The following is a 20,355-nucleotide window of genomic DNA, read 5'->3' as shown; positions in this document are numbered from 1 at the left end:
TTACTTTGGTTTCGCCCTGAGAAGCATTGCTTCGTAAGACCAAAGGCAGTGTCATCCACAGAATTCGCCAGTTACCGTCAGCTTTTTCATCCTTCGTAGAAACATTATATATTTTAAAAGGTCTGACTCGAACAGCTGTGGATGACGTCGGCGCATATCTAATTGGGAAAGTAGACATTTTTTAAAATAACGAGAAAAGAGATGTGGAAAAACATTCGGATACTGTGCTTGCTCATCGTGCTATTGATTGTTGCAGTCAATGCTTATCGTGATCAAAATCAGGACTGGTCGAAACCTATTATTGTTAAGTTGCATCCCATCAATGCAGATGGGCGGTCGGCAACTCAAAATTATATCCAATCACTTCATCTGGCGGAGTTGAGTGGCGCTCAAGAATATTTACAGCAGATGTCGGCACAATATCGTGGACAACCAATAGCACTGTATTTTCAAATGGGACGTGAGCTTAAACGAGTACCTCCTAAAGTGCTTGAGCATGCAACACTGATTGATACCATTTTATGGAGTTTAAGATTCCGTTTTTATGCCTGGAAACAGCATGAAAGTGCTGACGGTTCACCCAGTGTGACCCTGTATTTAAATTATTATGATCCCGAACAGACTAAAGAATTAAAACATTCCACAGCCCTGCAAAAAGGCCGAATTAGCTCGGTGAATTTATTTGCATCAAAAAAGCAGTCTGCACAAAACAAGATTGTATTGGTGCATGAGTTACTACATGCTTTTGGGGCAAGTGATAAATATGATTTAGCGACAGGGCAGCCCATTTATCCGCTAGGTTATGCCTATCCAAAGCAACAGCCTTTATTTCCTCAAGCCAAAGCCGAGTTGATGGCGGGGCATATTCCGCTATCTGAACAAAAAAGCAAAATGCCAGATCGCTTGGAGCAGACTTTAATCAACGAAATTACTGCAATCGAGCTGGGCTGGAAAAAATAGTATTGGGGATAATGTTGCTTTTATCCCCAGTTGAGCAGGTGGCTGTGGATAAAAATGCATCTAAAGAACTGACTTTTGTGCTGAAATCAGATACAACTAACAGTATTCCTAAACAAAAGACTTGAGAAAAACATGAAAACAGTAGGAAATGACTTAGTCCGACATCAGCTGCATGAAAATCGAAAGTGGTATTTGGGTTTGGGTATTCTGCTCACACTGTTTGGGATTGTGCTGCTTGCATCTTTGCCTTTTGCCACACTTTCTGTGGTGTTCCTGTTTGGCATATTGATGATGATTGGCGGTGTGCTGCACTTTATTGCAGCTTTTAAAATTTTTGAAGGTGGCGCTCGCTGGTTATGGGCATTGTTTGGTGTGCTGTATCTTGTTGCCGGATATTATGCTTTTAGCACACCGGTAAAAACTGCCATTGTATTGACCAATTTGCTGGCGATTGTGCTAATTGTGGCGGGGGCCATCCGGGTGATGAGTGCCTTTATTTTTAAAGCCTATCAAGGTTGGGGATGGATATTATTTTCCGGCCTGCTGACCCTGATTACAGGCATCATTATTTTAATATCACCGGATGCATCCTTCTGGGTGTTGGGGCTGTTCCTTGCCATAGATATCTTGTTTCAGGGCATTAACTATCTGACTCTGGCGTCTTATATTAAACGTGAATTACCGCCAAGTTCGGCTGATATATAAACTGTATTTGGTACAAGAGCGCTTTATGCGCTCTTTTTTATTATTTTTCCAGGTTGTATAAAAGATTTGTTCATTTCACTTGTTAAAGATTATGCCTAAAACCTTTGTGCTTGCTCCCGACTCATTTAAAGAAAGTATGACCGCTGAACAGGCTTGTCAGGCCATGCAACGCGGCATCCAGAAAGTTTTTACAGATGCACATTTTATTCATGTACCTATGGCGGATGGCGGCGAGGGTACTGTGGATGCTTTGATTACTGCACAGGGCGGACAAAAAATTGAGTGTGAAGTGACTGGCCCATTAGCCTCACAAAAAATCCACACTTACTTTGGCCTTGTGGATGAGGGAAAAACAGCCATTATCGAAATGGCCAAAGCCAATGGCATCCATCTTTTAGAACCCGTTCAGCGAAATCCTTTGCTCACCACCACATTGGGTACGGGAGAAATGATCAAGATGGCACTGGGTTTAGGCGTATCTAAAATCATTATCGGTTTAGGCGGTAGTGTCACCAATGATGCCGGTGCGGGCATGCCGCAGGCTTTGGGTGTGAAATTCCTCGATGCAGCAGAATGCGATGTTGTTGTAGGTGGTGGTCAGCTTGATCAGATTAAAAAGATTGATCTTTCCGGTTTGGATGCGCGTTTAGCACAAACAGAAATCATCATTGCCAGTGATGTGAGTAATCCTTTATGTGGTGCAAATGGTGCATCCTATGTTTTTGGCCCGCAGAAAGGGGCTACGCCTGAAATGGTGAAAATTCTGGATAATAACTTAAATCATTTTGCCGATATGATTGAGCAGCAACTTGGAATAGATTGTCGAGAGATTGCGGGAGCCGGTGCAGCAGGCGGTTTAGGTTTTGGCTTGATGGTGTTTGCGGGGGCAAAAATTCAATCTGGAGTTGAACTGATGATTGAGCAGACTCATCTGGTCGAAAAAATTGCCCAAGCCGATTATGTGTTGACCGGTGAAGGTAGAATTGATTTCCAGACCAAGTTCGGTAAAACGCCTTATGGCGTGGCACAGGTCGCGAAGCGATTGAATAAGCCTGTGATTGCCTTTGCTGGTTTGGTGGGTGAGGGAATAGAAGAGCTTTATGAGGAAGGTTTTACTCAGATTATAGGTATTAATCCACCAGATTGTGATTTGGAGGATGCATTAAAAAATGCGGAAAGGCATTTGGAGGATGTGGTAATGAACATTGCTTTAGAGGTTATTAATAATTTGGATACAGCCCCATTTGGCGTACAGAAGACAGAATGATTTTTGTAGGCATTGCTTTACTTTTCAAGGATGAAAAGTAACAAAAATCCTTTGTTGAACTGATTCAACATCCATGTTTCACAGTTCAACAGGCGACATCCATGTCGCCTTTCTGGATGGCAGAATATAGGGATAGCTTCAATTTTTAAGTAGATCAATCTCAGATTTATGGCCAGCTCTGTTAAACTATTCGTCTACCTAGCACGATGAGACACCATGAGTTTAGCCACCCTGATCAATGAATTAAACCCGCAACAAAAACAGGCTGCCACGACTGAATCAAAGCACAGTCTGGTACTTGCAGGGGCAGGCTGTGGCAAAACAAAAACCATTGTGGCTCGGGCAGCCTATCTGATTGATCAGGGCGTTCCAGCGAATCAGATTCAGATTCTGACCTTTACCCGTCGTTCCGCCAGTGAAATTGTGGCACGGGTGGAACTGGCTTTGGGTGATCAGGCCAAGGGCTTGCGCGCATCCACCTTTCATACTTTTTGCATGTATTTGCTGCGCCGTATTCCGAAAGCCTTTGGTCTGGAACAGTTTTCGATTATTGATCGTGATGATCAGTTGATGATGTTTCGCCTGATTCGCGGCAAGGATGATAAGAAAAATCCCAATGCACTGCCCAAGCCTCAGCAGCTGTGTGACCTATATTCCTTTGCGCGAAATACCCGACAAAAACTCAGCATTTCTTTAGAAAAACAGCATCCTGAATTTCTGGAATATAAAGATCAAATCGCTGAAATCATGAAAGAGTATGAGGCACGAAAACGTGCACGCAGCTTTCTGGATTATGATGATATCTTGGCGGTGGTGGCTTCTGCACTGGCGCAATCCGAAGGACTCACCGATTATGTGGCCTCGATTTGCCAGCACATGCTGGTCGATGAAATGCAGGATACCAATCCCTTGCAATGGGCATTGCTGGAACCTTTAAAAGATAAAGTCCATTTATTCTGTGTCGGGGACGATGCCCAGTCCATTTACGGTTTTCGTGGTGCGGACTTTGAAAATATCCACCATTTCAAGGAACGTGTGCCAGATGCGAAAATTTTTAAACTGGAACAAAACTACCGTTCTACTCAGGAAATTCTGGACTTGTCGAATTGGTTGCTTGATCAAAGCCCAATTCAGTATGACAAACGTCTGGATGCGCATCGTGGCGAGGGCATTAAACCCAAACTGCATATTTTCCCAAACGAGTTTGATGAAGCAAAGTGGATTGCCATCGACATCAAAGAGCGACATTTTCTGGAAGGCACGCCGTGGCATGATCATATGGTGCTGGTGCGTTCCAGTTTTGCGGCACGTCACATCGAAGCGGCTTTTATTCAGGCCAATGTACCGTACCGTTTTATTGGTGGCATGAAGCTTCTGGAAACTGCGCATGTTAAAGACCTGCTTAGTTTGTTGCGGGTGATTGCCAATCCTCTGGATGATATTGCCTGGATGCGTTTCCTGACCTTATGGAATGGCGTGGGCGATGTAGGAGCAAGCAAGCTGGCACAGCAATTATTGCAGCAGCCCGATCAGGATCTGATTTTCGAGAAACTGGAAAAATTCGGACGGATTCCTGAAAAAACCCTGCTGATCATGAAGCAGATGACTGTTTTGAAAGATCAGGTGCAGGCCTGCGTGACTTTGGGTATAGAAGCCCTGCTGGAGCAGCTGGAAGAAAATTACGCTAAGAAAGACTGGTCGAAACGCATGGGTGATTTTGATCTGGTCAAACAGCTGGCCACCAAACAGGATCAGCTGAGTGAATTTCTGGAAGAATATGTACTCGATCCGGTATCGATCAGTGAGATTGAACGCCAGTCTGAAGATGATGTGGTGACACTGATTACCATTCATTCTGCCAAGGGTACTGAACAGAAGATTTGCTATGTGGCCAATGTTTCTGCCGGACAGTATCCGCATGCACGTGCACAAGGCAATTTTGATGAAGTGGAAGAAGAGCGCCGTGTGTTATATGTGGCGTTAACCCGTGCCAAAAATGAACTGATTTTAACCAAGCAGAATCTGAATCTCTGGGCGCGGGATCAGGTGGATGAACAGGGACGCAAAATTGAAAGCTATTTCTTCAATGATTTAACCCGTAACCTTTGTACCACCGAAACCCATTACAAGCCGCGTCAGCAAACCGTGAAAAGTGCCTTAATTGAACGGCAATCGATTAATTTAGATTTTGGTATCGATCTCGATTAAACTATCCCGATATATTGAAGTGCAAAAAGTAAGTAGGCGAGTGCTTTTTGGTTTTTTTAGCCTATTTTAAGGTCATCAGATGAAAATTTTAGTTCGAAATTTAGAACGTACAGTGACAGAAGCTGAATTGCTTGAGTTGTTCAAGCAATATGGCACGGTAGATTCATGCACTTTGGTTTTAGACGCTGCAACAGGTAAATCAAAAGGTTTTGCTTTTGTGGAAATGCCGCATGGCCGTGAAGCAGTTAAAGCGATTAAAGGCTTAAATACTTTGCGTTTGCATGGACAGGGCATTCGCGTCAAGCAGGCTGAAGACAAGCCTGCAGCAGAATAAACAATAAAAGGAGCTTGGCTCCTTTTTTTATGGATAGAAAATGAAACGGACTTTAGCTGCACTTTCAATCGTTACACCGGCTGGATAGCGCATTGCTCAAGGGCAAAAGCGACTGGAAATACGCTCATGGCAACCTGAACAGTTACCCTTAAAAGATTTGGTAATTGTGGAAAATAAAAACTACCTGAGCAAAGCAGGGGATGAAGAAGCAGGCATAGCTGTGGCAATTGTGGATATTGAATCCGTTCATCCCTGGGGTAAAGATGAAATTGAAGCAGCGAGCGCTACATACTGGGCAGCAGGATATTGGGCTTGGGAAATCAGCAATGTGCGTCCTATTGATCCGCCCATTGCAGTGCAGGCAAAGCGCAAAATCTATTTCATTGAAATGGATCATGCATAATTTTTATTGTGAATTGGACAAGATTAAGTTTAATCTTAGCGATGTAACTCACGCCAAAATTTAGGAAATCACCATGTCTCGTGTTGCGCGCTTTCATGCGGATCGTACCAATCAAAAATTGTATTTTGCCCGTCTTGCATGCCAACAAGCAGAACAAACAGATCATGTTCAACAGGCGCAGGCCCATCGCGAAGCTGCTGTATTTCACCTGCATGGTGCAGTATTGGCATTTCTGCAAGAGTTGGTGCGTTACTACCGTTTAAACGACTTTGCCCCAACATTGAAGTCTATTGAAGAGCACATGGCAGAAAAAGGACAGATCTCGCCTGAAGTGACCGTAATGCAGCAGCTGGCTAAACAGGGCTTTATTGCCGAGCTAAAACGTGCCTACCGTATGTGCCAATATGCACCGGAACCGAGTGCACCGGAACCTGAAGATGAAACATCTTCCAACCTGATTATTAAAGTGACCCAAACCCCACAGGCCTGGTTGCCGGATACCAAAATATTGCGTGAATGGCATCGCGATTTGACTCAATTAATTGACGGTTTTCGCAATGAGATGGTGGAATTTTAAACTTTACGACCAATGCTCTTGAAGTTTCTGGCATCGACCTTATATAAAATAGTCTAAGCAATGCAAAGCGCAACAGCCCTTTGCCACCATGTTGAACATGGAGGATATATGTCTATAGAACATTTGAAAGAATTATTTGGTAATCAAGAAGCGATTTTAGAGCTTGTTCAACTTGAAGGTGGTGAGTTGGCATTGCGAAATGCAGGCTCTGAAAAAGAACCACTGGTCAAAATTCAGTTTAATGATGAAGTCAAAGCGTTACTTGGTGATCAAACGCCAGTGATTGCCCAGCATATGGTGCAAGCTGCCTTGTTTGCAATGATGGAAAAGCAGGTCAACGAATGGCAGGCTGAAATTGTTGATGAACAACCCCAATATATGAGTTAACTCTCTGTAAATGTAAAAAAGCGCACCGATGTGCGCTTTTTTATGGGCGGTTCATTCACACATCAGTTAGTGGGTGGGCGCCTGATGATGAGCCAGCTGGATTTGATTTAAAATATGATTGGTCATATTTTTCGCCATTTCTTCTTTGGCAAAATAAACTTCACCAATATTTTCACGACGAATCACTTCAGCTTCTTCCTTGCTTTCGGCACAGACCAGCACCTGAATCTGTGGATTCAATGTTTTGGCAATATCAACAATTTTATGAATATCCAGAATATCCATTGGAGAAAGCACCAGAAGGCGCGCATGTTGTATATGCGCCTGAATGAGTACACCGGCTTCGGTCGCATGCCCCGACACAGCGGCAATGCCTTTGGCACGTAAACTTTCAACGATCTCACGATTTTCTTCGGCAATCACCACTTTAATATCTTGCTTCATTAAGGCTTTGGTAATGCGACGACCGACTTCACCATGACCGACAATCACCACCTGATCTCGCAAGTACTCTTGAGAAACTTCATCTGGCAACATGGATAGCGGGTCACCACTACGTTCAAGCAGGCGCGCCAAATGCGAGCGTTCACGAATCCAGTTTTGTACCGGTTCAATGGCAGAGAAGATGAATGAATTAAGCGTAATCGAGATGAGTGCACCAGCTAAAATCAGATTTTGTCCCTCTAAAGACAATAGATGTAGTGAAACTCCCAAGGTTGCCAAAATAAAGGAAAACTCGCCAATTTGTGCAAGACTGGCACCGACTGTTAAAGCGGTATTAATTGGATAACGGAAGAACAGTACCAGTGCCATCGCGGCAATGGTTTTGCCAATCATGATAATGGCCACCACGGCAAGCACATGCCACGGTTGCTGCATTAAAATCATCGGATCAAAAAGCATTCCCACCGACACAAAGAATAAAATCGAGAAAATTTCACGTAAAGGTAAGGTTTCTTCTTCTGCACGGTGGCTGAAATCAGATTCTTTCACCACCATCCCGGCAAAGAATGCCCCCAGTGCCATGGATACCCCAAAGATTTTATAGGCACCAAATGCAATGGAGACTGCGGCTGCTACTACGGTTAGGGTAAACAGCTCACGTGATCCCAAGCGTGCCACGACCTGCATAATCCATGGCACCAGACGTTTCCCTACAATCAGCATAAAAGCAATAAAGCCGGCGACTTTAAGCAGGGTAATGGCCAAGGTCATCCAGATATTGGCATTGGGATCTGAGCCAGCAATCGCTGTGCCACCTAGCAAAGCGGCTGTAGCAGGAAGCAGGACCAAAACCAGCACCATGACCAGATCTTCAACCAATAACCAGCCCACGGCAATTTTACCGTTCACGGAGTTAACCAAGCCCCGGTCACCCAAAGCTTTGAGTAATACCACAGTACTGGCACAGGACAGACTCAGACCAAAAACCAGTGCCGAGCCAAAGTTCCAGCCCCATATCATGGAAACACCTATGCCCAGTAAGGTGGCTACTGCAATTTGCAGCACTGCACCTGGTAAGGCAATACGCCGTACCTGCATCAGGTCGCTTAGGGAAAAGTGCATCCCGACACCAAACATCAGGAACATGACCCCAAGTTCAGCTAGCTGGTTGGCAAGGTGAATATCTCCCACAATACCTGGCGTATTCGGGCTAATCACAATACCCGCAACTAAATAGCCAATTAGGGGAGGAAGACGAATACGTGCAGCAATATAGCCAAAAATAAGCGCCAGTCCAAAGCCAACGGCTAATAATATGATGAGATCTACGTCATGAGGCACTAAAAACTCCTTAAGCTTGAGCCAAAGTTAAGGGTAAAAAAGAATAAGCACAAAAAGTGCCAAAAAAGAATGCCTAGAAGTGTAACAAGCTGAATAAAAAAAATGCAAAAAAAACGACCCAGAGGGCCGCTTTTTTTAAGAAGTCAAAATTATTTAATTTTAGCTTCTTTGAAGATTACGTGTTGACGGATTTTTGGATCAAATTTTTTGATTTCCATTTTTTCCGGCATAGTACGTTTGTTCTTAGTCGTAGTATAGAAATAACCTGTACCAGCTGAAGAAACTAGACGAATTTTATCACGCATTGTACTGACTCCTTAGATCTTTTGACCTTGAGCACGAAGATCAGCAACAACCTTTTCAATGCCCAATTTGTCGATAATACGCATACCCTTAGTGGTTAAACGAAGACGTACGAAACGTTTTTCGCTTTCTAACCAGAAACGGTGGTGATGCAGGTTCGGCTCGAACCGGCGTTTGGTTTTGTTATTGGCGTGCGAGACGTTGTTGCCAACGACTGGACGCTTGCCGGTAACTTGGCAAACCTTAGACATGGTGAACTCCATTGCTAGACAGCACCGATTGTGCGGCTAGTCATTAAAAGTAAACGGATGAAATCATTCAAGGGGCGTTTTATACCAAAAATACGCTTAAAAGACAAGCGAATTTAAGAAAAACGTGGCATGATCAGGTGTGATAGATCATGCCTTGATCAGTTAACGAAGAAGGGTCTTCGAAATTAGTTTGTGAATCGGCTTATTAAACGGCGGGAGAATGAATTTTAAGCTATACAGCTTTGGATTAGACATCACTGACCGTTCATGCGACAAACTGAAGAAACCTTCTGGACCATGATATTTGCCCATTCCTGAAGCACCGACCCCACCAAAAGGTAAGTCATCCTGTGCTACATGGGTCAATACCATATTCTGCCCGAAATGCCCTGAATGAGTATGCTGTGCGACATAGTCGGCACGAGCTTGATCAAAGTCGAAATAGTATAATGCAAGAGGACGAGGACGGCTATTAATAAAGTCAATAACATCGTCAATTTGATCATATTCTAGAATAGGAAGGATTGGGCCAAAGATCTCTTCTTTCATAATGCGCATTTCAGTCGTAACGCCAGTCACCAGAGTTGGGGCAATTTTCCGAACTTTGCTTAAATCTTCATGTGCTGGATTTAACTCAATAATTTTTGCACCTTGCGTGTGTGCATCTTCCAGATAACCTTGCAGGCGGTTGTATTGTTTGTCATTAATAATGGAAGTGTAATCCTGATTATATTGAATACTTGGATACATCTCTTCTACGCAGGCTTTAAAGTGGTCAATAAATTCGGCAGTTCTTCCTTTAGGCAGAAACATATAGTCAGGAGCCACACAGGTCTGACCTGAATTCCAGAGTTTACCCGCAGCCAGGCGCTGTGCCACATCTTCTAAATCAATAGAAGGATGAACCAGTACCGGTGATTTGCCGCCCAGCTCTAAAATTACCGGCACCAAGTTTTCTGAAGCTGCTGCCATGACCGTTTTACCAATCTCGGTTGAACCGGTAAAAATAATTTTATCGAAGGCCAAATGGCTAAACGCATCGGAAACTGGACCGCCCCCATTGATCACAGCCACAAGTTCAGTTGGAAATGCTTCGCCTAATGCTTTTTCCAGTGCACGACCAAAATGGCTGGAAGCACTGGAGATCTTGATCATGGCATGATTGCCGGCCGCGATAGCACAAATTAATGGACCAACCGACAACAATAAAGGATAGTTCCATGGGGCAATAATACCGACTACACCCAAGGGTTGATATTGAACCCAGGCTTTTGCCGGCTGATGGATAATTCCAACATGACGTTTCGATGGTTTCATCCAATTGGTCAAATGCTTGCTATAATACTTAATCTGTTCAAGACAGGTGAGTAATTCACCGATTTTGGTTTCGCTAATAGAACGGTTACCATAGTCTTGATTAATTGCTTCGGCAAATTGATCTTGATATTTAACTAAGATACGCTTTAGACGTGCTAAACGATCAATCCGTTCTTTTGCCGATGGTAAGGGATAACGTAGATAGGCATGCTTTTGCTGTGCTAGCACGTCGTGTAAGTGCTGAATATTAAACGAATGTGGTGTCATTGAAGTTGTTTTTGTTTGACTGTTCATGACCTGCTACCATTAAATAAAAAGCGATTAATTTAATTTTTAGAGTAAAAGCTCTAAATAGTCAAGTTACTTTATGTGTTAGCTCGCTAACCTATTGAATGAATGGTTACTTTAGGATGTCTCACTCCAAAACGGTGAAAACCAAAGAACGTATTTTGCAACTCAGCTTACAGTTATTTAATGAGCGCGGTGAGCGTTCAGTAACAACCAATCATATTGCAGCTGAACTAAATATGAGTCCGGGTAATTTGTATTACCATTTTCGCAATAAAAACGAAATTATCAAAGAGCTGATGGAGCAGTACCAAAGCGAAACTTTGGAGATGCTGGCTCTGCCTGATGATCGTGCGCTCGATGCCAATGATAAAATTCGCTATTTTCAGGTGCTCAGCAGCCAGCTTTGGGCCTATCGATTTTTGCATCGTGATGTTTATCATCTGGTTGAAAGTAATGAAGATTTTCGAAAAATGTACCCACGCTTTGCCGGTCAGGTGATGCAGCAGGGACAAAAAATCTATAAGGCCTTCGTCAATGCGGGCTTGATGGAAATGACGGATTCAGAAATTGAAGCCCTGATTATCAACTTGTGGATTGTTTTGACCAACTGGACCAACTTCCTGTACATGTCGGGTCATATTACCGATTCGAACCATCTGGAAGAAAAATGGGTGTGGCAGGCATTGCGTCAAATGGTGTTCCTGGAAGGGGCTTACTTGCGTGGTGAAAGCCGTCATACCTATGAACATTTACTCGAAACATTTGGCCCTTCAGAGCTTTTTGAGAGTTTATCCTCAAGCAAAAAACATGATGCGAGCTAGCCTATTTAGAAAGCCTGCAAAAAGCGTTAGAATACTCGGCTTGTTTTTCAATTTAACTGATTAGTGATATTAACCAACATGAATATGTCCACTGCTAACACAGCACGTTTACTGATTACTTGTGAAGATAAACCAGGTATCGTGCAAGCTGTTTCAAGCTTTTTGTATCATCAGGGAGCAAATATTACCGCACTTGATCAATACGCAACGGAAGCTCAAGGCGGGCGTTATTTCATGCGTGTTGAGTTTGAACTGGACAATTTGCAAAGCCGTAAAGAAAGTCTGACCCAGACTTTTGCGACCAATGTAGCCGAACGCTATGAAATGCACTGGCGTCTGGCACTGGTCAGTGATGTGAAAAAAGTCGGGATTCTGGTTTCTAAAGTGGATCATGCCTTGCTAGAACTGTTATGGCGCCATGCGCGTGGCGGTTTGCCATGCGAAATCACCAAGGTGGTATCGAATCATGACACCTTGCGTGAAGCGGTAGAAAACTTTGGCATTCCATTTGAAGTTGTGCCGGTCAATAAAGAAAACAAACGTGAAGCCTACAGCCAGATTGATGAAATCATGCAGGGTAACGATTTACTGATCCTCGCGCGTTACATGCAGATTTTGGACGAAGAATTCGTGCAAAAGTGGGAAATGAAAATCATCAATATTCACCATTCCTTCTTGCCAGCCTTTGTCGGTGCCAATCCCTATAAACAGGCCTATGACAAAGGGGTGAAACTGATTGGTGCAACAGCGCATTATGTGACTGCTGACCTCGATCAGGGCCCGATCATTGAACAGGATGTAGAACGTGTAAATCACGATTTTACCGTAGAGCAGTTGCGTGAACTTGGACAAGATGTGGAACGCAATGTTTTGGCCCGTGCGGTAAGATGGCATCTTGAAGACCGTATTATTGTGGATGGCAACAAAACCGTTGTTTTCCAATAAGTATTGTTATACCTATCAATTTAAAAGGCATGTTTTAGGCATGCCTTTTTTGTTTTTGATTCAAAAAACTCATCAAAACTGACATTTTAATAGTTGCAAATGAAAACACTTCTCATTTATTATTGGCATGCTTTAATTGTACTAACCGATGAGCTTGATTGCTTAAATCTTAATTGATCAACAATCGCTTAAATTAGGTAACTGATTTTAATGAGTCAATCTTCCGCTCTAAATATGCAAACTCCCAATCCAATGAAAAAGAAAATTATCACGGCGCTTATTGCTGTTGTGGTTGGTCACATGGGTGTGTTGTGGGCGGTAGGGCAGATGAAAACACCAGAATTGAAGCCGATTGAAAAAGAACCGTTAAAGGTGCGTTTTGTAAAAATTCAAGAGCCAGCAAAACCGTTACCATCTAAGCCGAAAGCTGAACCTAAAAAAGAGCAGCCTAAGCCTAAGCCGGTGAAAGAAGTTAAAATTGTCGAAAAACAGCTTCCGCCACCGCCGAAAAAGGTAGAGAAGGTTCAACAGGTTAAAAAGGCAGAAACAGCAAAACCGGTGATTAAACCGGTTGAAGCACCGCCTAAACCTACAGTAACAACAACAGTTTCTGAAACCAGAGTGGTGAAACCTGCACCGGTAACTCCACCACCCGCACCGGTTACACCGCCAGCGCCAGTCGCACCACCATCGCCACCTGCACCGCCAGCTCCGAAAAATGTCTCAATTGGAGGTTCCGGGGTGCAATGGAGCCGTTCGCCACGACCGTCCTATAGCAATAGCGACTTGGAAGGTCAAACGCGTAATGCCATGGTATATATTGAAGCAAATGAAAAAGGGGTGATTACTTCAGCGCGCATTACACGCTCAAGTGGTTTGCCTGCTTTAGATGAAAAGATTTTACGCTCAGTGCGTAGTTCCAAATTCAAACCGTACAAAGAAAATGGCGTGGCTTATCCAATCAAGGCTAACCTGCCATTAGAATTGACCTTGAATCCTAACGGCTAACATTTATCAGGAGTTCGAGTATGAACTTTTCAGTTTATTGGCAACATGCTGATGCAGTGAGTAAAACCCTGTATTTCGTGTTATTGGCAATGTCAATTACGACATGGACCATCTTCGTTTTACGTGTAATGGGGACTCGCCAACTGAAGCAACAGGCTTATGCTCAACTTTCTCAGGCCTTAAGCAAGTTAAAAGCAAAATTTGCGCATTTAAATTTTGAACAACGTAAAGCCGTAGCAGAACAGGCTTTGTTGCGTCAAATCTCAGCTGAAAAAGCCCATGCAGAAAAAGGCGTGGCAGTGCTGGGTACAATTGCTTCACTGGCACCTTTTGTGGGTTTGTTTGGTACGGTTTGGGGTATTTTCCACGCACTGGTTGCAGTAGGTAAAAGCGGTCAGGCAGGCTTGGCTCAAGTGGCGACACCAGTAGGTGAAGCCTTGATTATGACCGGTCTGGGTTTGGCTGTAGCGATTCCTGCAGTATTGGCTTATAACATTTGTACCCGTGTGAACCGTGGTTTGTCACATGAGCTACAAGACCAGGCACACAGTTTATTGATTGATACCATGTTGCAACAAGACAGTTCAGCTCAGGTAGCATCTAAAGCAACAACAAATAATTTGGTTGGAGGTCAAGCTTAATGGGCTTTCAATTGGGCGAAGACAACGATGTAGGTATGAATGAGATGAACCTCATTCCACTGATCGATATTATGTTGGTATTGATGATCATCTTCCTGGTGACAGCAACCGTTGCTAACCCATCAATTCCATTAACCTTGCCAAAAACCACGGCGGAAATTACCGAACCGCCACCGAAGGCCATCACTATCAGTATTAATGCCAAGGGTGAAGTGGCCTGGAATGATCAGGTGATTAGCCTTGAAGAACTGCAAACCCGTTTTAATGAAGCGGGGCAGGCGGAACGTAAACCAACCGTTCAACTTCGCGCAGATAAAGAATCACGCTATGACACGGTTGCACAAGTGATGTCACGTGCGAGCGAAGCCGGGCTCAGTGATATTGCTTTTATGAGTGATAACTAATTGGTGTCTAGTCTTAAAAAAGCGACCTTAAGGGTCGCTTTTTTTATGTCTGATTTCAGCTGAAAAGAGCATTTATTCAGATTTAAGCAAGTCTTGAAACTTGCTACGCAATTTCATTAATTTCGGTGGAATGGAGAAATTACAGTAGCCTTGTGCAGGGTTTCGGGCAAAGAAATTCTGATGATATTCTTCCGCCGGGTAGAACTTCGGTGCAGGACTGAGTTCAGTCACAATATTCAGGCCTTCAGCTTTTAAATGCTCAATCGCTTGCTCTGCCTGCTGTTGTTGTTCAGCATTAAAATAATAAATCACGGAACGGTATTGGGTGCCAATATCATTGCCTTGACGGTTGAGTGTGGTTGGATCATGCGTGGCAAAAAACACATCCAACAGCTGGGCAAAGCTGATTTGGGTTTCGTCATAATCAATCAAAATGACTTCTGCATGGTGGGTGTCGCCACGACAAATATCATCATAACTTGGGTGTTCTGTATGGCCGCCGGCGTAACCGCTGACCACTTTTTCCACCCCTTTTAGCTGTAAAAATATGGCTTCGACACACCAGAAGCATCCACCACCCAATAAGGCCTGTTGCATAACTTTATCCTGTATTTGTTTATTGTTTTTAATATAGGGGCTTTCTATGAAGCTAAAATGTATTTAAACATTTTAAACACAAAAGCCTGAGCTTTCAGGCTTTTATTTGAACGATTTAACGTGGTTGCACCGGGCTGGTAAATTGCAGTACCACATTGCCGTGGCGATCAAGCAGTTTAAGGGTTTTGCCAAAAACCTGATAGTTGGCGACTTTTACCAAAGCTGCATTAAATTGTTCAGACAGGTTGTTATTGTCCAGACAGGCCATTTTGGTGCCTGCCATTTGACTGAGTAGCAGGGTATCTCGACCGGCTTCATAGCTGCCCATAATACGGTTACAACCATCGGCACCACTGATCCGTTTGCTTGCTGCATCAAATTGTAAGCTTGGAATATTACGGGCGGTTGCTGCTGTCTTAATTTCAGTATTGCCAATATAGGTGGCAATCCAGCTACGATTTTGTAGTTGCACCAAGTTTGCCGCCTCAATATTAGAAGTGGCATTTGGTGTGCTTTGACAAGCTGTCAAAGCAATTGCAGTGCCCAGTATGCCTACAGCAAAGAATTTTTTTAACATATTGGATTCTCGTTCTTGATTTAATCTATGGTCTATATAAACAAAAAAACAGTCTTTTCACTAGGGTTAAATCTATGTTTTATCTATTTTTACTTTTTTAAATTCAGCTCATTTGTCCGGTATTGGTTTGGGTGCGCCCTGACGAATCAGGGTCGAATACTGGCTACTGGAAAGATGTTTCAAATGGCTCACGCGAGGGTTGATATAAGCAATGTCGTACCACTGTTTCATGCTTAAGTCATGTGAAATGGCGTTCAAGTCATAAAGATAATTGGGTAAATAGCCTGAAGCCAGCAGGCGGTAATCTGTGGGTAAAGGTCTTTTAGATATCGCCCGGATCATGTCAAACACCAGCGTGGTACAGTTACTGGTCAGGCTGTTATACCATTTCGGCTGGTGGTTTAATTCATTGGCTTTACGCAGATATTCTTCAAACAGGGCTCGTATTTCGCTTTTCGACATATTCACCGGGAAGAAATAGACATGTTCGCCACGAATATTGCTGCGGGTATAGATCAGGTCCTGTTCATCTGCCGCAATCAGGCTGAGTTCGTATTTTCTAAAAAAACCACCATAGGTGGAAAACTCTTCATTTTTTTGTTTGCGAATTTCAATCGAAAAGGTCAGCGGCTTGCTATTGGCAAAATCAAAGCTGACCAGGGTGTGGGCAATCCGTGGTCCCATCCAGTAGGAAGTAATGATATTGACACCGGTGATCTGGTTTAAATCAAAATGCCGAGTTTCCCAGCGCTCATCATAACTGCCATCAGCATGCCAGTTAAAGTTGCGTACCTTGTGTAAGGTCACTTGATCGCCCTGCTGCTGATAAGTCAGCACTTGGGCAACTTCAGGATTCCAGTCACGATCTTGCCTGGCTTCCAGAGCAAAATACCAGAATAAGCCGATGAGAAAAAACACAACATAGATCAGGACATCAGTTTGACGGTTAAACCAATGCTGGCTGATATAGATACCGAGAATGCTCAAAGCAAAGGCAATCCAGATTCCAATCAATACGCGGGTCATTAACCAGCCAAGCGGTTCCTGAAACCACAAGGCCAGACACAGCCAAATAGAGGACATAATAACGAAAAGACTGAACACGCTATGGAATAGCACCATGCCCAAAGCAAGAAGGAATTCTCTTGTTTCAATATTATGCATATTTGACTGTTATCTATAATTATTGCCTTTATTTTCGGTAAGTTGCGAACTCAAAAGCAATCCCAGTTTTGTCGTCAATATGTTGTTCAGACGCGACTTTTTTAAATTCAGCCGGAATTTCCGGGTAGTAGGCATCCCCTTGAACATTCAGTTCAACGTGGGTGAGTTCTAAGCGGTCTGCAATATTCATGGTCTGCTTAAAGATTTCTCCGCCACCAATCACAAAGATCGCATCAGGTTTTTCTGAGGCTTTGACATCGGCTACTGCTTGAGATAAAGCATCTTCAATCGAGTGGGCAACTTTAGCGCCTTCAAATGACCAGTCATTGTCCCGAGTAATGACCCAGTTAACACGTTTCGGCAAAGTGCGACCCATAGACTCTAAAGTCTTGCGACCCATGACCACCACACCACCTTGAGTGATTTCCTTAAAGTGCTTAAGGTCAGCAGAAATATGCCAAGGCAAGTCATTATCTTTACCAATGCAGCGTTGCTGATCCATGGCTACAACATGCACAACTTCTAAATTCTGGAAGGTCATTTATTTAATCCTTGTGAATAATCCCAAAATCCTTTCTACAATTTTCCCCTTTAGTAAAGGAGGGAAGAGGGATTTAAAGTTTTGATTTTTAATTCCTTCTCTTGCGCCATATATGGCTCAGTGAGGAGGTTAGGATGAGGGTACTAATTTACCTCTTCCTAACCCTCACTTGCAGAATTGTTTAAAGCAGTGCTTAAACAATTCTTCAGGAGAGGGAACTCTAAAAAGGAAAATTAAACCGCAACTGGTGCCTTAATTGCAGGATGTGAGTCGTAACCAACCATTTTAATATATTCAAATTTAAAATCGAAGATGTCTTGGATTTCAGGATTTAGCTTTAATTGGCAAAGTACCATCGGCTCACGGCTGAGCTGCAATTTGGCCTGTTCAAAGGGGTTAGCATACAAATATGTATCACCTCTAGCTCAGACAAAATCGCCGACACCCTAAACCGCAGACTTGCGCAATCATATGTGTGAGCAGCGCGTAGCGGGCAATATAAATGGAATGCCTAGAAACCTTATACCCCCAAGTTGCTGCACATTATGCTTGGATAAGTAGGTAATTAATACCGTATGCTAAATGGGCATTTTTTATTTTGCACAATTAGTCTATCCAAAACATTGTTAAAAAAAGCCTAAACTAAATTATACCTACAATCTACACACAGTCGGTTGCTTTCTAAGAAGCTTATTATAGATATATCTAGCACACTTAACCAATCCTGTAGTTCTATGAATAGAATCCTGAGTTCTTTCCAGAGTACACGACCTTACTAGATGCAACCGGTTTCTAATAATGGAAAAAGTATCCTGAAATACACTCATGACTTTATAGGATTTAGAAATATCTAAAAGTTATTCAACTAAATTGAATATGCTAATGATTTGATTATGAATAGGTAACATTAAAAAGTTACCTTTATTTGATTGAGATATGCTCCTTTATCACAATAGGGAACTTTCTCTTTTTTAACCTCAATGTCATATCAAGTTGAGACTAATTCACTTAAGCTCTAATTAAGTTTATTCCTTAATAATCATCCAATAAGAAATTAGATAAACCCCCTCTCTTTTGATTCGGACAATCTAACCTAGAAGTCATTATTTATGCCTACAGTCTGCTTTTGTGCTGATGATTTTGCTATGAATCCCCAAATTGATCAGGCAATTTTCCACTTAATTGAACGGGGTTCCTTACAGGCAACCTCCTGCATGACACAATCACCTTTGTGGGCAAATGAGGCATTAAAATTAAAACAATATGCGACAACGATTGATATTGGCTTACATTTAAATTTGACCCATGTCTTTGATGCTCAAACCTTTAGTTATCCACTTGCGCAACTCATGCTGCGTGCATGGTTCCATCAGCTCGACAAAACATTAATCCGAAAAAGCATTCAGCAGCAATGGGATCATTTTGTTGAAGTCCTAGGACAGCAACCACACTTTGTTGATGGCCATCAGCATGTCCATCAGTTTCCGGTCATACGAGAAATCCTGATTGACTTCTTAAAAGAGCAGCGGTTTAAAGGCTGGATTCGTAGTCTGAGTCACACAGTCAATATTGCTCCCTATCAATTCAAAAGTCAGTTGTTGCAAATGTTAGGAGCAAAGCGTTTAACACGATTATGCCAAGAAGCAAATTTTGCCCAAAATGAACAGTTCGCCGGTATCTATGATTTCTCTATGACTAATTATTCAAACCTGTGTCAGCAATGGTTCAGTCACGCTGAACATCAGTTACTGATTATGTGTCATCCATCTATTGGAATTCCAGATACTCCGGATTCGATTTATAGTGCACGCATACAAGAATATAATTATTTAACTTCAGAACAATTTTTTCATGACTGTACTAACAACAATATAAAACTTGGTCGTATTGGTGGATATAATGTCTAATTTTAATCCTTTTTTATGCTGCGTTGTTCCTGCTCACAATGAAGCAGAAAACCTGAAAAATTTTATTCCAGCATTATCTAAAATGCTTAAACAAGAAAATATTCGATTTGAAATCATTGTTATAGATGATGGTAGTAAAGATAGCACTATTGAAGTATTACAAGGCATGCAGAAAGACTATCCTTTACGTGTGCTAGAGTTTTCCCGTAACTTTGGTAAAGAAGCTGCTTTATATGCGGGTCTAGATCATGTTGATGCTGATCTGGCACTCTTGATTGATGCCGATTTCCAGCATCCGATCAATGTAATCCCGACCATGTTGAGTTTATGGAAAGAAGGTTATGAGATGGTTTATGGCATCCGTAACCGGGAAACCGAGTCCTGGCTAAAAAAATTATTCACCCATATTTACTACAAAATTCTCAATGCCAGCTCTACATTAAATATCCCGGAAAATGCTGGTGATTTTAGATTGCTCGATGCCAAGGTGGTGCATGCCATCCGTGACTTGCCTGAACGTAATTTGTATATGAAAGGCCTTTATGCCTGGGTGGGTTTTAAAAGCATCGGCATTTTGTTTACCGAAAAAGAACGCCAATGCGGTCGGTCGAGTTTTAATTTTAAATCTCTGCTCAATCTTGCCATTTCAGGTTTAACGGCCTTTTCTGATTTACCGTTAAGGATCTGCATTTATTTAGGCATCCTTCTGGGTATTTTCTCTTTTAGTTATGGCTGCTGGATTACAGTACAAACCCTATTCGAGGGAGCCAAAGTACCCGGTTGGGCAACGCTAGCCGCTGGTTTAGCCTTTTTAGGGGCAATCCAGCTGATTTTTATTGGTATTTTAGGGGAATACATCAGCCGAATTTATTCAGAGGTCAAAGCCCGACCCAAATATATTATTGCTGCTGAACATTCAAAAAACAGACAGGCCGTGCCTGAAACAGAATCAAAATCATAAA

At 42.7% G+C, this 20,355-nt stretch carries 23 protein-coding genes and 1 pseudogene; 15 read left to right on the top strand and 9 right to left on the bottom strand.

What is annotated here, in order from left to right; genetic code table 11:
- Window positions 1–201: 201 nt before the first annotated feature.
- The 8 genes from B9T29_RS00215 to B9T29_RS00180 all read left to right on the top strand — a co-directional run bounded on the left by B9T29_RS00215 (window position 202) and on the right by B9T29_RS00180 (window position 6,841).
- Window positions 202–960 (top strand): hypothetical protein, encoded by a 759-nt coding sequence (locus B9T29_RS00215; RefSeq protein ID WP_086173990.1) that lies wholly within the window; start codon window positions 202–204, stop codon window positions 958–960.
- A gap of 132 nt (window positions 961–1,092) precedes the next feature.
- Window positions 1,093–1,665: an HdeD family acid-resistance protein gene (locus B9T29_RS00210; protein WP_086173989.1), complete on the top strand. Its 573-nt coding sequence runs from the start codon at window positions 1,093–1,095 to the stop codon at window positions 1,663–1,665.
- 91 nt (window positions 1,666–1,756) lie between these two features.
- A complete protein-coding gene (locus tag B9T29_RS00205; protein WP_086173988.1) occupies window positions 1,757–2,932 on the top strand; it encodes a glycerate kinase in 1,176 nt (391 codons plus the stop codon).
- Window positions 2,933–3,148: 216 nt separating this feature from the next.
- Entirely contained in the window at window positions 3,149–5,140 is a 1,992-nt protein-coding gene (locus B9T29_RS00200; RefSeq protein WP_086173987.1) for an ATP-dependent helicase, read from the top strand.
- 79 nt (window positions 5,141–5,219) lie between these two features.
- Window positions 5,220–5,474 (top strand): RNA recognition motif domain-containing protein, encoded by a 255-nt coding sequence (locus B9T29_RS00195; RefSeq protein WP_086173986.1) that lies wholly within the window; start codon window positions 5,220–5,222, stop codon window positions 5,472–5,474.
- A 91-nt stretch (window positions 5,475–5,565) separates the two neighbouring features.
- Complete coding sequence (locus tag B9T29_RS00190; RefSeq protein ID WP_228146542.1) at window positions 5,566–5,877, top strand: ASCH domain-containing protein; 312 nt, start codon at window positions 5,566–5,568, stop codon at window positions 5,875–5,877.
- Window positions 5,878–5,950: 73 nt separating this feature from the next.
- Window positions 5,951–6,454, top strand: coding sequence for a DUF6586 family protein (locus B9T29_RS00185; protein WP_086173985.1), 504 nt, complete (start codon window positions 5,951–5,953; stop codon window positions 6,452–6,454).
- A gap of 108 nt (window positions 6,455–6,562) precedes the next feature.
- On the top strand, window positions 6,563–6,841 hold the full coding sequence (locus tag B9T29_RS00180) for a hypothetical protein (protein ID WP_086173984.1): 279 nt from the start codon (window positions 6,563–6,565) through the stop codon (window positions 6,839–6,841).
- 66 nt (window positions 6,842–6,907) lie between these two features.
- On the opposite strand, the gene B9T29_RS00175 is transcribed toward B9T29_RS00180, so the two are convergent.
- From B9T29_RS00175 to B9T29_RS00160, 4 genes are all read right to left on the bottom strand, one after another.
- Window positions 6,908–8,626: a cation:proton antiporter gene (locus B9T29_RS00175; RefSeq protein ID WP_086173983.1), complete on the bottom strand. Its 1,719-nt coding sequence runs from the start codon at window positions 8,624–8,626 to the stop codon at window positions 6,908–6,910.
- Between the two features lie 149 nt (window positions 8,627–8,775).
- A complete protein-coding gene (rpmG, locus tag B9T29_RS00170) occupies window positions 8,776–8,931 on the bottom strand; it encodes a 50S ribosomal protein L33 (RefSeq protein WP_001205031.1) in 156 nt (51 codons plus the stop codon).
- A gap of 12 nt (window positions 8,932–8,943) precedes the next feature.
- Entirely contained in the window at window positions 8,944–9,180 is a 237-nt protein-coding gene (gene rpmB / locus B9T29_RS00165) for a 50S ribosomal protein L28 (RefSeq protein WP_000048256.1), read from the bottom strand.
- 162 nt (window positions 9,181–9,342) lie between these two features.
- Window positions 9,343–10,791: a coniferyl aldehyde dehydrogenase gene (locus B9T29_RS00160; protein WP_086173982.1), complete on the bottom strand. Its 1,449-nt coding sequence runs from the start codon at window positions 10,789–10,791 to the stop codon at window positions 9,343–9,345.
- A gap of 116 nt (window positions 10,792–10,907) precedes the next feature.
- Between B9T29_RS00160 and B9T29_RS00155 the strand changes: the two genes are divergently transcribed.
- The 5 genes from B9T29_RS00155 (at window position 10,908) to B9T29_RS00135 (ending at window position 14,607) form a co-directional block, all read left to right on the top strand.
- Window positions 10,908–11,609: a TetR/AcrR family transcriptional regulator gene (locus tag B9T29_RS00155; protein WP_086173981.1), complete on the top strand. Its 702-nt coding sequence runs from the start codon at window positions 10,908–10,910 to the stop codon at window positions 11,607–11,609.
- A 78-nt stretch (window positions 11,610–11,687) separates the two neighbouring features.
- A complete protein-coding gene (gene purU / locus B9T29_RS00150; RefSeq protein WP_086173980.1) occupies window positions 11,688–12,554 on the top strand; it encodes a formyltetrahydrofolate deformylase in 867 nt (288 codons plus the stop codon).
- A 210-nt stretch (window positions 12,555–12,764) separates the two neighbouring features.
- Entirely contained in the window at window positions 12,765–13,562 is a 798-nt protein-coding gene (locus B9T29_RS00145; protein ID WP_086173979.1) for a TonB family protein, read from the top strand.
- A gap of 20 nt (window positions 13,563–13,582) precedes the next feature.
- Window positions 13,583–14,203 carry a MotA/TolQ/ExbB proton channel family protein gene (locus B9T29_RS00140; protein WP_086173978.1) on the top strand — a complete coding sequence of 207 codons (621 nt, stop codon included), beginning with the start codon at window positions 13,583–13,585 and terminating at the stop codon, window positions 14,201–14,203.
- On the top strand, window positions 14,203–14,607 hold the full coding sequence (locus tag B9T29_RS00135; RefSeq protein WP_086173977.1) for an ExbD/TolR family protein: 405 nt from the start codon (window positions 14,203–14,205) through the stop codon (window positions 14,605–14,607). Before B9T29_RS00140 ends, B9T29_RS00135 begins: the two co-directional genes overlap by 1 nt.
- Before the next feature lie 72 nt (window positions 14,608–14,679).
- Here the strand turns inward: B9T29_RS00135 and msrA are convergent, their stop codons facing one another.
- The 5 genes and pseudogenes from msrA to thyA all read right to left on the bottom strand — a co-directional run.
- The gene (gene msrA, locus B9T29_RS00130; RefSeq protein WP_086173976.1) at window positions 14,680–15,204 is read right to left on the bottom strand and encodes a peptide-methionine (S)-S-oxide reductase MsrA; all 525 of its coding nucleotides are present in this window, start codon (window positions 15,202–15,204) and stop codon (window positions 14,680–14,682) included.
- A 115-nt stretch (window positions 15,205–15,319) separates the two neighbouring features.
- Window positions 15,320–15,781: an META domain-containing protein gene (locus tag B9T29_RS00125; protein WP_086173975.1), complete on the bottom strand. Its 462-nt coding sequence runs from the start codon at window positions 15,779–15,781 to the stop codon at window positions 15,320–15,322.
- A 108-nt stretch (window positions 15,782–15,889) separates the two neighbouring features.
- A complete protein-coding gene (locus tag B9T29_RS00120; RefSeq protein WP_086173974.1) occupies window positions 15,890–16,945 on the bottom strand; it encodes a DUF4105 domain-containing protein in 1,056 nt (351 codons plus the stop codon).
- Window positions 16,946–16,973: 28 nt separating this feature from the next.
- A complete protein-coding gene (locus tag B9T29_RS00115) occupies window positions 16,974–17,486 on the bottom strand; it encodes a dihydrofolate reductase (protein WP_086173973.1) in 513 nt (170 codons plus the stop codon).
- Between the two features lie 233 nt (window positions 17,487–17,719).
- Window positions 17,720–18,004 (bottom strand): annotated as a pseudogene (thyA, locus tag B9T29_RS00110) (thymidylate synthase); the annotation flags it as partial.
- A gap of 591 nt (window positions 18,005–18,595) precedes the next feature.
- Here thyA and B9T29_RS00105 point away from each other — a divergent pair.
- Complete coding sequence (locus tag B9T29_RS00105) at window positions 18,596–19,393, top strand: ChbG/HpnK family deacetylase (RefSeq protein ID WP_086173972.1); 798 nt, start codon at window positions 18,596–18,598, stop codon at window positions 19,391–19,393.
- Complete coding sequence (locus B9T29_RS00100) at window positions 19,386–20,354, top strand: glycosyltransferase family 2 protein (RefSeq protein ID WP_086173971.1); 969 nt, start codon at window positions 19,386–19,388, stop codon at window positions 20,352–20,354. Before B9T29_RS00105 ends, B9T29_RS00100 begins: the two co-directional genes overlap by 8 nt.
- The last annotated feature ends 1 nt before the right edge of the window (window position 20,355 follow it).

It is taken from the genome of Acinetobacter sp. ANC 3903 (genome assembly GCF_002135315.1).
Lineage (GTDB): Bacteria > Pseudomonadota > Gammaproteobacteria > Pseudomonadales > Moraxellaceae > Acinetobacter.
Note: the sequence above shows the minus strand (reverse complement) of the source record. Positions and strands in the feature narration are given on the sequence as shown.